General features: G+C 70.4%; 11 protein-coding genes. 4 read left to right on the forward strand and 7 right to left on the reverse strand.

Annotated features, from left to right (window positions below):
* Window positions 1-105: 105 nt before the first annotated feature.
* Window positions 106-1,245, forward strand: a complete 1,140-nt coding sequence (locus tag ACVKXF_RS10750; protein ID WP_185021391.1) for a glutamate--cysteine ligase — start codon at window positions 106-108, stop codon at window positions 1,243-1,245.
* Window positions 1,246-1,348: 103 nt separating this feature from the next.
* Here the strand turns inward: ACVKXF_RS10750 and ffh are convergent, their stop codons facing one another.
* Entirely contained in the window at window positions 1,349-2,902 is a 1,554-nt protein-coding gene (ffh, locus tag ACVKXF_RS10755; RefSeq protein ID WP_123312281.1) for a signal recognition particle protein, read from the reverse strand.
* Between the two features lie 43 nt (window positions 2,903-2,945).
* Window positions 2,946-3,416, reverse strand: coding sequence for a hypothetical protein (locus ACVKXF_RS10760; RefSeq protein ID WP_456795685.1), 471 nt, complete (start codon window positions 3,414-3,416; stop codon window positions 2,946-2,948).
* A gap of 148 nt (window positions 3,417-3,564) precedes the next feature.
* On the opposite strand from ACVKXF_RS10760, the gene lipB reads away from it, so the two are divergent.
* Together lipB and lipA are read left to right on the forward strand one after the other, a co-directional pair.
* Entirely contained in the window at window positions 3,565-4,239 is a 675-nt protein-coding gene (gene lipB / locus ACVKXF_RS10765) for a lipoyl(octanoyl) transferase LipB (protein WP_123312279.1), read from the forward strand.
* Window positions 4,236-5,219: a lipoyl synthase gene (gene lipA, locus ACVKXF_RS10770; RefSeq protein WP_456795686.1), complete on the forward strand. Its 984-nt coding sequence runs from the start codon at window positions 4,236-4,238 to the stop codon at window positions 5,217-5,219. Before lipB ends, lipA begins: the two co-directional genes overlap by 4 nt.
* A gap of 162 nt (window positions 5,220-5,381) precedes the next feature.
* Here lipA and ACVKXF_RS10775 read toward each other — a convergent pair whose 3' ends face one another.
* Together ACVKXF_RS10775 and ftsY are read right to left on the reverse strand one after the other, a co-directional pair.
* Window positions 5,382-5,540 carry a DUF4175 domain-containing protein gene (locus ACVKXF_RS10775; RefSeq protein ID WP_139199230.1) on the reverse strand — a complete coding sequence of 53 codons (159 nt, stop codon included), beginning with the start codon at window positions 5,538-5,540 and terminating at the stop codon, window positions 5,382-5,384.
* A gap of 59 nt (window positions 5,541-5,599) precedes the next feature.
* A complete protein-coding gene (gene ftsY / locus ACVKXF_RS10780) occupies window positions 5,600-6,469 on the reverse strand; it encodes a signal recognition particle-docking protein FtsY (protein WP_222657936.1) in 870 nt (289 codons plus the stop codon).
* A gap of 217 nt (window positions 6,470-6,686) precedes the next feature.
* Here ftsY and ACVKXF_RS10785 point away from each other — a divergent pair, with 217 nt between their 5' ends.
* Window positions 6,687-7,715 (forward strand): TerC family protein, encoded by a 1,029-nt coding sequence (locus tag ACVKXF_RS10785; protein WP_123312276.1) that lies wholly within the window; start codon window positions 6,687-6,689, stop codon window positions 7,713-7,715.
* 211 nt (window positions 7,716-7,926) lie between these two features.
* On the opposite strand, the gene ACVKXF_RS10790 is transcribed toward ACVKXF_RS10785, so the two are convergent.
* The 3 genes from ACVKXF_RS10790 to rnc all read right to left on the reverse strand — a co-directional run bounded on the left by ACVKXF_RS10790 (window position 7,927) and on the right by rnc (window position 13,479).
* On the reverse strand, window positions 7,927-11,709 hold the full coding sequence (locus ACVKXF_RS10790; RefSeq protein WP_456795718.1) for an AAA family ATPase: 3,783 nt from the start codon (window positions 11,707-11,709) through the stop codon (window positions 7,927-7,929).
* A gap of 68 nt (window positions 11,710-11,777) precedes the next feature.
* Window positions 11,778-12,749, reverse strand: a complete 972-nt coding sequence (mutM, locus tag ACVKXF_RS10795) for a bifunctional DNA-formamidopyrimidine glycosylase/DNA-(apurinic or apyrimidinic site) lyase (protein WP_456795687.1) — start codon at window positions 12,747-12,749, stop codon at window positions 11,778-11,780.
* A 4-nt stretch (window positions 12,750-12,753) separates the two neighbouring features.
* A complete protein-coding gene (rnc, locus tag ACVKXF_RS10800) occupies window positions 12,754-13,479 on the reverse strand; it encodes a ribonuclease III (RefSeq protein ID WP_260233002.1) in 726 nt (241 codons plus the stop codon).
* Between the last annotated feature and the right edge of the window lie 5 nt (window positions 13,480-13,484).

Here is a 13,484-nt window from a genome sequence, read left to right on the forward strand (position 1 = left end):
TGGGTGATCCCTTCCAAAGTACGCCCGGTGTGGAACTACTGTGAATCGGATCCGCACGACCCGAACGGTGCTTCGTTGTGCGTGTCCGACAACCTTCCGGGCAGGATGTACAGCATGGACATCCGCTTCACCGAGTCCCCTCCGTCGACCATCGGCGTCGAGTGGGAACTCCCGCTGGTCGATCTGTCGACCGGCGACCTCACGCCCCGTGCCCCTGCCGTCATCGCGGCCGTGCACGAACGGATCGGCGACCGCGAGCGGGTGACCGAGGAACTCCTGACGAACACGGTCGAGGTCGTCTCCAGCGTGCACTCCCGGGTCGGCGACGCCACGAGCGAGCTGTCGGGCATCATCGGCGAGGTCATCGACGCCGCCGAGCCGCTCGACGCCCAGGTCATGTGCTCCGGGACGCATCCGTTCGCGGTGTGGGACCAGCAGGAGATCACCCCGGACAGCGAGCACTACACGACCCTCATCGACCGGACGCGCTGGTGGGGGCGGCAGATGCTCATCTGGGGCGTCCACGTGCACGTCGGCATCGACGACCGCGACAAGGCCCTGCCGATCCTCGGCGCGATGCTCGCGTACGTCCCGCACCTGCAGGCCTTCACGGCGTCCAGCCCGTTCTGGGCCGGCATCGACACCGGCTACGCCTCGAACCGCGCGCTGATGTTCCAGCAACTCCCCACCGGTGGACTGCCGCCGGCGCTCGGGGCCTGGGCGAACTTCGAAGAGGTGGTGAGCGACCTCACCCACACCGGCGTCATCGACAGCGTGAAGGACCTGCGCTGGGACATCCGCCCGTCGCCGAAGTGGGGCACGCTCGAGAACCGGGTGTCGGACGGCATCTCGACCCTGCACGAGGTCGGTGCCGTGACGGCACTCGTGCAGTGCCTGGTCACCACGATGTCCGACCGGCTCGACGCCGGCGAGACCCTGCCGACGATGCAGCCCTGGTTCATCCGCGAGAACAAGTGGCGCGCCGCCCGCTACGGCATGGAGGCCGAGATCATCACGAACGCCGCCGGCGACGAGCGGCTCGTGACCGACGAGGTGCACGACCTGGTGCAGCGACTCGACCCGGTGGCCGAACGGCTCGGTTGCCAGCAGGAGTTGCACCACCTGGACACGATGATCGCGAACGGGGCGTCGTACCAGCGGCAGCTCCGGGTCGCGCAGGAGCACGGCGGGGACCTGCGCGAGGTCGTCCGCCACCTGGTGACGGAGTTCCGCGAGTCACTCTGACCTCGAGGCCTCCCCCGCACCTGATCGAATCGGGCGTACCTGGTCGTTTCTTTCGACCAGGTACGCCCGATTCCGTCTTCCACCGCGCGTGCGATGGGAAGGACTAGCGCCCCAGGAACTTCTGCAGGCTCGCGAGCTCTTCCTCGGTCGGCGCCTTGCCGCCCTTGGCGGCCCCGCCGAGGCCGAGGCCGGAGCCCTTCGGCGCCTGCTGCGGAGCAGCGGCCGCACCGGCGGCGATCGCTGCGCGCTTGGCCGGGTTGCCGACCTTCGACTTCTTCTTGCCGCCCTGCTGCTGCTTCTTGCCGCCGTGCATGCCCGGGATCGGACCCATGCCCGGCATCTGCGGCACACCACCGCGGGCGACGGTCTTCATCATCTTGGCGGCCTGCTCGAAGCGGTTCACGAGGGCGTTGACCTCGGTGACCGTGGAGCCGGCACCCTTGGCGATACGCAGACGACGCGAGCCGTTCAGGAGCTTCGGCAGTTCGCGCTCCTTCGGCGTCATCGACTGGATGATCGCTTCGGTACGGACGATCTCGCGCTCGTCGAAGTTGTCGAGCGCCTCGCGCATGCCCTTGGCACCCGGGAGCATGCCGAGCATGCCCTTGATCGAGCCGGCCTTGCGGAGCTGCTGCATCTGCTGCAGGAAGTCGTTCAGCGTGAACGAGTCGGACGCGATCTTCTCGGCGACCGCACGGGCTTCTTCTTCGTCGAACGCCGACTGGGCCTGCTCGATGAGCGACATGATGTCGCCGAGGTCGAGGATGCGGCTCGCCATGCGGTCCGGGTGGAACGGCTCGAAGTCGTCGAGGCCTTCGCCGGTGGACGCGAACATGATCGGACGGCCGGTGACACTGGCGACCGACAGGGCCGCACCACCGCGGGCGTCGCCGTCGAGCTTCGACAGGACGACACCGGTGAAGTCGACGCCTTCCTGGAACGCGCGCGCCGTGACGACGGCGTCCTGACCGATCATCGCGTCGATGACGAACAGGACCTCGTCGGGGTCGACGGCCTTGCGGATGTTCGCGGCCTGCTTCATCAGCTCGGCGTCGACACCGAGACGACCGGCGGTGTCCACGATGACGGTGTCGTACTGCTGGTCGACGGCGGCCTTGATGGCGTTCTTGGCGACCTTGACCGGGTCACCGACGCCGTTGCCGGGCTCCGGTGCGAAGACGTGCACGCCGGCCTGTTCACCGACGACCTGCAGCTGCTGGACGGCGTTCGGACGCTGGAGGTCCGCCGCGACGAGCATCGGGGTGTGGCCGTCCTTCTTGAGCCACTTGCCGAGCTTGCCGGCGAGGGTGGTCTTACCGGCACCCTGCAGACCCGCGAGCATGATGACCGTCGGCGGCTTCTTCGCGAACTCGAGACGTCGCTGCTGACCGCCCAGGATGCCGACGAGTTCCTCGTTGACGATCTGGACGACCTGCTGCGCCGGGTTCAGCGCGCGGTTGACCTCGTCGGAGAGGGCGCGTTCGCGCACTGCTGCGGTGAACGCCTTGACGACCTCGAGCGCGACGTCGGCGTCGAGGAGCGCCCGCCGGATCTCGCGGACGGTGCCGTCGACGTCGGACGGAGTCAGCCGACCCTTGCTCCGCAGATTGCGGAAGGTCTCGGTCAGCCGATCGGAGAGTGAGCCGAATTGCGCCATGATCCGTCGATTCTACAAGGCTCGGAGCGCGGGTCCCGGTCGGTCAGCGCAGCAGCACGCCGGGCGTGAGCTCGACCGGGGTGTCCAGCCCGACGTCGAGGACCACCGGCGCGGTCGACGGCAGGCGGTCAGCGGTCGGGAACCAGCGCCGCTCCGGCGACACCAGGATGACGAGGCCGTCGACGTCACCGACCGCGGCGAAGCCCTCGCCTGCTGGGTTGGCGTAGGGCTCGAGTCCGGCGCGGCGCAGCGTCTCGACGGCACCGAGGACGTCGGGCACGGCGATGCCGACCTCGCTGACCGAGACGAGCGGAACGGCGGACGCGGACGCGGGTGCGGGTGCGGGTGCGGCGGATGCGGGTGCAGACGCTGGCGCCGCGGGCGCAGACGCGGCGAGGTCCCGCCGCTCGATCAGCTCGAGCAGCTGCTGGCCCGGACCCTCGAAGTACACCGATCGCGAGTTCCAGTTCGGCGGGCCCTCGAACTCGTCACGGCCGTCGCCGTCGACCAGCACCGTCGCGATCCCGGCACGTCGAGCGAGCGGGTGGCGAGCTGTGCCTGGCGGATGTCCATGTCCGCCATCCGAAGCCCTCAACCACGGTTCAGGTCAAGGTCGTCCTTGTTGTTGTACTCCGTCCAGAAACCGTCGTAGGCTCCCTCACATGCCGGAACTCGAGATCGTGCGGCCTGCCGGGCTGCTCGACTACGCCGAGGGAATCGCGCTGCAGCGGGACCTCCACGCCGACGTCGTCGCCGGCCGCTCCCCCGGGGTCCTCGTGCTGTGCGAGCACCCGTCCGTGTACACCGCCGGCCGCCGTACCGAGCCGTCCGACCTGCCGACGAACGGTGCCCCGGTGGTCGACGTGGACCGCGGCGGGCGCATCACCTGGCACGGCCCCGGGCAGCTCGTCGCCTACCCGATCGTCCGACTGGCCACACCGATCGACGTCGTGGCGTGGGTGCGCGACCTCGAGCAGGTCATCATCGACGCGGCGGCGACCGTCGGGGTGGATGCGCGGCGGATCGACGGCCGGAGCGGCGCCTGGGTCCGCGGAGCGGACCGTACTCCACCCGCCAAGGTCGGCGCCATCGGCCTGCACGTCGCCGAGGGCGTGACGACCCACGGCATCGCGATCAACTGCACGAACACCCTCGACGCCTACTCCGCGATCATCCCGTGCGGGATCGCCGACGCCGGTGTCACCACCCTGAGCGCCGCCGCGGGCCGACCGGTCACCGTCGACGAACTCGCCCGCGCGGTCGCACGCCGCATCCAGGACGCCGTCGACGGCATGCGCCGCGGCGAGCGCATCGCTCGACAGGAGACCCTCGTATGACCCTCGCCCCCGAAGGCCGCCGGATGCTCCGCGTCGAGGCCCGCAACGCCGAGACCCCGATCGAGACGAAGCCCGGGTGGATCAAGACCCGCGCCACCCAGGGCCCGGAGTTCCGCGAGCTGTCCGCCCTGGTCAAGGACAAGCAGCTGCACACCGTCTGCCAGGAGGCCGGCTGCCCGAACATCTTCGAGTGCTGGGAGGACCGCGAGGCCACCTTCCTCATCGGCGGCTCGCAGTGCACCCGCCGGTGCGACTTCTGCCAGATCGACACCGGCAAGCCCGAGCCGCTCGACCGCGACGAGCCCCGACGGGTCGCCGACTCGGTCGTGTCGATGGGCCTGAAGTACGCCACCGTGACCGGCGTCGCTCGCGACGACCTGCCCGACGGGGGCGCCTGGCTCTACGCCGAGACCATCCGCCAGATCCACGAGCACTCCCCCGGCACCGGCGTCGAGATCCTGGTGCCGGACTTCAACGGTCGCCCGGACCAGCTCGGCCAGGTGTTCGACGCCCGCCCCGAGGTCTTCGCCCACAACGTCGAGACCGTGCCGCGGATCTTCAAGCGCATCCGGCCGGCGTTCACGTTCGAACGCTCCCTCGACGTCATCACGCAGGGCCGCGACGCCGGACTCGTCACGAAGTCGAACCTCATCCTCGGCATGGGCGAGGAGCGCATCGAGATCGAGGACGCCCTGCAGCGCCTCTACGACGCCGGCACGGACATCATCACGCTCACCCAGTACCTCCGCCCGTCGCCGAGGCACCTGCCGGTGGCGCGCTGGGTCAGCCCTGCGGAGTTCGTCGCCCTGCGTGAGGTCGCCGAGGAGATGGGCTTCGCGGGAGTGCTCGCCGGCCCGCTCGTCCGGTCCTCGTACCGCGCCGGACGCCTGTGGGCACGGGCCACGGTCGCGCGCGGCGGCTCGCTTCCCGAGCACCTCTCCCACCTGCTGGACGCGGCACCGGGTCGCCAGGCGGTCTGAAGCCGCTGACCCCTTCGCGAAAGCGACAGATCTCCGCTGACAGTTCGCGGCAATCTGTCGCGTTCGCGGCACTGGTCGCGACCACGGACAGACGGGAGGCACAGTGCCAGCTGGCACCGTGCCTCCCGTCCGTTCATCCGCCCGTTCAGGGCGTCCGGTGCGCTATGCGCGCCCGCGGATGCTCCTGAGGAGCCAGCCGATGACGGCCAGGATGATGAGGACGATCCCGACCCACAGCAGGAACTTCAGCGCACCGACGAAGATGCCGCTGAAGAGCAGGACGAGGCCGACGATGATCGCGATGATCAGGAGTGCTGGCATTGAGGGGCTCCTTCCGGTGTACCTGGACGATCCCTGTACTGCGGAGACAGTACCCGGAATCAGCCGACGAGGTTCTGCACGAACACGTGCGGGGTGAAACCGGTCAGGTCGTTGATGCCCTCGCCTTGCCCGATGAGCTTGATCGGGATGCCCGTCTTCTCCTGCACGCTGAGGACGAACCCGGCCTTCGCGGAGCCGTCGAGCTTGGTGATGACGAGGCCCGTGACCCCGGCGCCCTCGATGAACGCCTGCGCCTGGGCCAGGCCGTTCTGCCCGGTCGTGGCGTCGAGGACGAGCAGCACCTCGCTGATCTCGGTCTGCTTCTCGACGACGCGCTTGATCTTCGTGAGCTCGTCCATCAGGCCCGCCTTCGTGTGCAGGCGGCCGGCGGTGTCGATGACCACGATCTCGGTGTTGTCGCGGATCGCCTTCTCGACGGTCTGGTACGCCACCGAGGCCGGGTCCTGCCCGGGCTGCGAGGGGCGGACGACGTCGACGCCGGCACGCTCGGCCCAGGTCGCGACCTGCTCGACTGCCGCGGCGCGGAAGGTGTCGGCCGCACCGACGAGGACCGTGCGGTCGTAGGTCTTCAGGAACTTGGCGAACTTGCCGATCGTCGTGGTCTTGCCGACGCCGTTCACACCGACGACGAGCACGACGGCCGGTCGGGCGCTGAGCTTGAGCGTGGTGTCGAGCTTCGACAGCCGTTCCTCGAGCACCTCGCGCAGCATGCGCTGCAGGTCGGCCGGGTCGGTCGTGCCGTAGCGGTCGACGCGCGCGTGCAGGTCCTCGATGATCGCCTCGGAGATGTCCGGGCCGAAGTCGGCGCCGATGAGCGCGGTCTCGAGGTCCTCCCACGTGGTCTCGTCGATCGTCTTGCGCTGGAAGAGGCCGCGCAGCCGTGTGGACAGTGACCAGGAACTCGCCATGCTCCCAGCTTAGAGCGCGGCGCATGTCTGCTGTGCCCGGTATGCTCGGTCTCACGAAGGGGAGTATTCCCTCTCGGTGACCCCGTCAGTACGGCCCGGAACGATCCGGACCCGGGGCGCCGGTCGTGCAGCACCGGTTCCGGTGCCGTGCGGCGGAAGAGACCTTCAGGCCTCGGCGTACCCGCACATCAGCGGCACGCCCTACCTGAAGGAAACCGTGGACGTCCCACTCTTCGTCTGGCTCCTCACCATCGCAGGCATCCTCGCCCTGCTGGTGTTCGACTTCTACTCGCACGTGCGCACCCCGCACGTGCCGCACATCCGCGAATCCGCGTTCTGGTCCGTGTTCTACATCGGGCTCGCGATCCTGTTCGGGTTCGGCATCCTGGTCTTCGGCGGCGGACAGGCCGGCGGTGAGTACTTCGCCGGGTGGCTGACCGAGAAGGCGCTGTCGGTCGACAACCTGTTCGTCTTCCTCATCATCATGACGAGCTTCGCGGTGCCGAAGGAGTTCCAGCAGAAGGTCCTGCTGGTCGGTGTCGCGATCGCCCTGGTCGCGCGCGGCATCTTCATCGCCCTCGGTGTCACGATCATCGAGAACTTCTCGTGGGTGTTCTACCTGTTCGGCGCGCTGCTGTTCTGGCTCGCCTGGTCGCAGGCCCGCAGCGGCAACGACCACGGCGGCGACGAGGGCGACTCGCGCCTGATCCGCATCCTCAAGCGCATCATCCCGACCTCGGACCACTACGACGGCGATCGCCTGACCACCAAGGTCGACGGCAAGCGCCTGTTCACCCCGATGCTGCTCGTCATGGTCGCGATCGGTCTGACCGACGTCCTCTTCGCGCTCGACTCGATCCCCGCGATCTTCGGGCTCACCCAGGACGCCTTCATCGTGTTCACCGCGAACGCGTTCTCGCTGCTCGGGCTGCGCCAGCTGTACTTCCTGATCGCCGGCCTGCTGGAGCGTCTGATCTACCTGGGCCAGGGCCTGGCGGTCATCCTCGGCTTCATCGGTGTGAAGCTCGTCTTCCACGCCATGCACGTCAACGAGCTGCCGTTCATCAACGGCGGCGAGCACATCGAGTGGGCGCCCGAGATCCCGATCTGGTTCTCGCTGGGCTTCATCATGCTGACCATCGCGGTCGCGACGACCGCCTCGCTGGTCGTCTCGAAGAAGCGCCAGGAGCGCGGGCTCACCCCGACGGGCGAGCCGAAGGAGTCGGTCGCGGCCGACGCGGAGTAAGCGTCACGCCCTGGACGGGCGGCAACACGGACGGGAGGCACGGTGCCAGCTGGCACCGTGCCTCCCGTCCGTCCGTGGTCGCGACCAGAGCCGCGAAAGCGACAGATCTCGTCGCGGACCCACGATCCTCTCCATGAAAGCGACAGACTGCCGCGAACTGTTGGCGGAGAACTGTCGCTTTCGCGGCGCGGGACCGCAACCAGCTGGCCCGCTACGCGACCGCGTCGGCGGGCTCGCGCTTCTGCACCCGCTGGCCGACGACGGCGGACACGCCGTCCTGTCGCATCGACACCCCGTACAGGGCGTCCGCGATCTCCATCGTGCGCTTCTGGTGCGTGATGACGATGAGCTGCGACGACTCGCGGAGCCGCTCGAACACCGTCAGCAGCCGACCGAGGTTCGCGTCGTCGAGGGCGGCCTCGACCTCGTCCATGATGTAGAACGGCGACGGCCGCGCGGTGAAGATCGCGACGAGGAGCGCCACCGCTGCCAGGGACCGCTCGCCGCCGGACAGCAGCGTCAGTCGGTCGATCTTCTTGCCGGCGGGCTTCACCTGCACGTCGATCCCGGTGCCGAGCAGGTCGGTCGGGTCGGTCAGGTTGATGGAGCCCGAGCCGCCCGGGAACAGGATCGGGAAGATGACGTCGAAGGCGTCCTTCGTGTCGTTGAAGGCCGACTCGAAGATCGTCTGCATCTTCGTGTCGAGCTCGTCGATGATCGTCATCAGGTCGGTGCGGGTCTTCTGCAGGTCCTCGAGCTGCTCGGCGAGGAAGGCGTGCCGCTGCTCCAGGGCCTGGAACTCCTCGAGGGCGAGCGGGTTCACCTTGCCGAGCCGGCCGAGGTCGCGCTCGGCGGCCTGCAGGCGGCGCTCCTGCTCGGCGCGGACGTAGGGCACGGTCTCGACGTCGTCGGGGTCGACCTCGTCGGTGACGTCGAACTCGGGCAGGGCGGGGCCGCCGGGCAACGTCGATTCGGCGTCGACGAGCGCGACGGTGTCGTCCCCGGGGCTGGTGTCGAGGTCGGCGTCGGCATCGACGTCGACGTCCTCTCCGGGTGGGTCGAGGGGCTGCTCGGACGCTTCAGCAGCCGCTGCGCGCTCGGCGTCGCGGTGCTTCCGCGCGAGGACCCGCGGGTCCACCAGCACGTCGACCGGCACCGGCACGGTCGGCCCGTACTCGGCGACGAGCACGGCCTCGGTCAGCCCGAGGTCGCTCAGGGCGCGGTCGAGGACACCCGACACGTGCAGCTTCTTCTCGTAGATCTCCATCTCGAGCGAGTGCACGCCGTCGGTGATGGTCTGCAACCGGTCGCGGAGTTCGCGCTCCTCGTTCCGGATCGCCTGCAGCTCGGTGTTGCGCTTGGACCGCTCGGACTCCTCGGTCGCGAGCTGCACGCGCGCCTCGGCAAGGGAACGGTCGACGGCACCGAGCACACCCGGCAGGTCGGCGAGCACGGCTTCGGCGGTCTCGATCTGCCCGCGACGGATGACCCCACGACGAGCTGCCTCCTCCGCCGCCGCACGCTCGGCCTCGAGCTGGCGTTCGAGCTGGTCGGCACGGTGTCGTTCGGCGCGGACGCGCTCGCGCACGGTCTGCACCTGGATGCGCTGCTCGACCTCGGCGGCACGTGCGGCCTCGAGCGCGTCCTGCAGCCCCGGACGCTCGGAGGCGTCGACGACGGGCCGCTCCTGCTCGGTGAACGCCCGGTGCGCCGCCTCGGCCTCCGCCAGGGCGGCGTCGACGGCCTCGACCGCACCGTCGGTCTCGGCGAGGGCGGCACGCAGGCGCTCCACCTCGGCCGCCGCGTTCTCGGCCTTCGCCCGCGTCGAGGCGCTCGCCCGGTCGTACTCGGCCGTCGCCTTGGCGTGCGCGCGGGACGCCGCGTCGGCCTCGTCCGCGCGGCGGCGTGCGTCCTCGACGGCGGTGCGTGCGGCCTGGAGGCCCGTGGCCGCGTCCTCGGCGTCCGTCGCGATGGCGTCGCGTCGCGTCACGGCGTCGTCGCGCTCCGCGACGAGCTCGATCCGCGAGGTCACGCGCTCTCCGCCGCCGGTGACGCGGACGGCGCGGACGAGGTCACCGGACCGGGTGACCACCGTCGCCTGCGGGGCGGCGGCGAGCACGGCCTCCAGGTCGACCGTGTCCGCGTGCTCGTCGCGGTCCTCGTCGGCGCGCTCGGCGGCGTCCGCGATCAGGGTGTTCCGCAGGATCGCGGCGAGGGCGGGCGGGCCCTGCACCACGTCGACCGCTCGACGGACGCCCGCGGGCAACCGCTCCGGCAGGTCGGTGGGGCCGTCCTGCGCGTCCGCGACGACGACGTCGATGCGGCCGATGTCCGCGGACCTGGCGTGCGCGACCGCGTCGAGCGCGACGGTCCGGTCGTCGGCGAGGACGGCGTCGGCGAGGCCGTCGAGGGCGATCGCGACGGCGCCCTCGAACCCGGGCGTCACCGTCAGCGCATCCGCGAGACGACCGACGATGCCCGCGCGTCCGGCGTCGATGAGCGCCTGGGAACCGTCGCGGACGTCGATCGACATGCCGAGCGCCGCGACCCGGGCGTCGAGGGCGTCCCGCTCCCGCTCGAGGGCGTGCAGGCGGTCGCGCTGCTCGTCGCGGGCTGCCTGCGCGGCCTCCAGTTGCCCACGAGCCGCCTGGAGCGTGGTGGCGAGGGCTTCGTCGTCGACGCCCTCGGACGGATCGGTGCCGAGCTCGGCGAGGGCTGCGGTCGCCCGCTCGGCGCGTTCGCCGGCCTCGGCGAGGGCTCGCTGTCGACGCTCGCGGTCCGCCACCGTGGACCCGCGCTTCGACCGGGCGACGTCGACGGCGTTCGCGAGCCGCTGCGCCTCGAGGTCGTGCTGCGACACGCGTGCGGCCTGCGCGGCGATGCGTTCGTCGAGGGCGTCGAGCGCGTCACGGGCGTCCTGCACCGCGCGGGCGGTCTCGGCGGAGCCGCCCTGCATCTGGTCGGCGCGGGCCGCGAGCCGGTCGGCCTCGGCGCGGACACCGGCCACGCGCTCCGGGGTGATCGAGGGTCCCTGCTGCGGGGCGTCGGCCTGCTGCGCCAGGAACATCAGCCGCTGGTTCGCCAGGCTGGACAGCCCGCGCAGCCGCTCCTGCACGCTCTCCAGGCGGTGCACCACCGTCCGGGCGCGGTCGACGTCGTCGCCGACCATGCTCTGCTCGACGTGCTGCTGGCGGACCCGGGTCTGGTCGAGCCGTTCGGTCAGGACGATGCGCTCGGACTTGCGCCCCGCCTCGACCTCCTGGTGGTCGTGCAGTTCGCGGCGCAGCCGGACCACGTCGTCGGCGAGGATGCGGGCCTTGGCGTCCCGCGCGACGGCGGCGACGGACTGCGCCTTGCGAGCGACCTCGGCCTGGCGTCCGAGCGGCTTCAGCTGGCGGCGGATCTCACCGGCGAGGTCGGACAGGCGGGTCAGGTTCGTCTGCATCGCGTCGAGCTTGCGGAGGGTCTTCTCCTTGCGGCGACGGTGCTTCAGGATGCCGGCGGCTTCCTCGATGAAGCCCCGGCGGTCCTCCGGGGTGGCGTGCAGGACCTTGTCGAGCTGCCCCTGCCCGACGATCACGTGCATCTCGCGGCCGAGGCCCGTGTCGCTCAGCAGCTCCTGCACGTCGAGCAGTCGGCAGTTCTCGCCGTTGATGGCGTACTCACTGCCGCCGTTCCGGAACAGCGTGCGGGCGATCGTCACCTCGGAGTACTCGATCGGCAGCAGACCGTCGGAGTTGTCGATCGTCAGCAGCACCTGGGCGCGACCGAGCGGACCACGGGTCGAGGTCCCCGCGAAGATGACGTCCTCCATCTTGCCGCCGCGCAGGGTCTTCGCCCCCTGCTCCCCCATCACCCAGGCCAGGGCGTCGACGACGTTGGACTTGCCGGATCCGTTCGGGCCGACGATGCACGTGACGCCCGGCTCGAACGCGAACGTCGTCGGCTGCGCGAAGGACTTGAACCCCTTGATGGTCAGGCTCTTCAAGTACATGCGGTCTCCGGGTGTGCTCACGCGTGCTGCGGCGGCGCCGCTGCTGGGCTGTGCTGCTGGGCGTCAGGCTAACGCGTCCGGGCACGGGGGCGCGGTTGGCACACGGGACAGATGTGGCTCGACCGGTTCATGAAGGCCTCGCGCACGATCGTCGTGCCGCAGCGGGGGCAGGGCTTCCCCTGCTGGCCGTACACGTTCAGCCGCTGCGAGAAGTACCCGGACTGCCCGTTGACGTTGACGTACTGGGCGTCGAAGCTCGTCCCGCCGTCCTCGAGCGCGCGACCGAGGACACTGCGCACCTCGTGCAGCAGGCGTGCGAGGTCGGCACGGGTCAACCGCTCGGCCGACCGGTCGTAGTGCAGCTTCGCGGCCCAGAGGGACTCGTCGGCGTAGATGTTCCCGATGCCGCTCACGACGCCCTGGTCGAGCAGGACCCGCTTGATGCCGCTCGAGCGCTTCCGGGCGATCGCGGTGAAGCGGTCGTCGTCGAACGCGGGGTCGAGCGGGTCGCGAGCGATGTGCGACACCTGCTGCGGCACGCTCCGGCGCCACACCGCATCGGGGTCGGACGCGTCGACGTGTCCGGCGAACCCGGCCGGGGCGCCGTCCACCGTCGGCACCATCGCGTCGATCGCCATCGAGCCGAAGGTGCGCTGGTCGACGAACTCGAGCTCCACCGCGGGCTCGGCGGTGCCGACGCGATCGGTGCCGACGGGTTGCACGTCGATACGGATCCGTCGGTGCTTCGCCGCCGGTCGACCGCGGCCGAGCAGGATCTGGCCGCTCATGCCGAGGTGGGCGACGAGTGCCTCCGGCCGGTCGCCCTCGTGCTCCGGCTGCAACGGCATCCAGAGGAACTTGCCCCGACGGACCGCGGCGGCGATGGTGCGGCCGGTCAGGCGGTCGGCGAAGTCCTCGGCCGGGCCGTCGTGGCGGGTGAGTGCCCGCTCGTCCACGACGTCGACGTGCAGCACCCGCGCGCCACTGACCGCGGGTTCGAGGCCGGCGCGGACGACCTCGACCTCGGGGAGTTCGGGCACGTCGTCAGGCCGCTCGGCCGGACAGCCGGGTCCAGGCGTCGAGCGCCGCGGACATCTCCGCGGCCTTCTTGCTCGATCCGGTCCCGACGGCGATGTCCTCGCCCTGCAGGACGACGGTCGCGCTGAAGGTCTTGTCGTGGTCCGGGCCGGTCTCGGTGACGCGGTACGCCGGGTTGCCGAGCGACAGGCTCGACGCGAGCTCCTGCAGGCTCGTCTTCGGGTCCATGGCGGCGCCGAAGCGGTCCGGGTCGATCATCAGCGGTTCGACCAGGCGGAGCACCAGGTCGGTCGCCGGGTCGGGGCCCGCGGACAGGTAGGTGGCGCCGATGACGGCCTCGACGGTGTCGGCGAGGATCGACGACTTGTCGCGGCCGCCGGTCTGCTCCTCGCCCTTGCCGAGGCGCAGGTACTGGCCGAGCCCGATCATGCGGGCGATCTCGGCCAGCGCGACCGTCGACACGAGGCTGGCGCGACGCTTCGCGAGGTCACCCTCGTCGAGATCGGGGAAGGACCGGTAGAGCTTCACGGTCACGGCCTGGCCGAGGATCGAGTCGCCGAGGAACTCGAGGCGCTCGTTGTGCTTGATGCCCCCGTGCTCGTAGGCGTACGAACGGTGGGTCAGGGCGAGCTGGAGCAGCTCGAGGTCGATGTCGACCCCGAGCTGGCCCTGCAGACGAACGACGTCCGGCCCCACGGGGCGGGACCCCGTGGCGCCGGACGTCGTCGTCATGCGTT

Source organism: Curtobacterium sp. PvP017 (genome assembly GCF_054060195.1).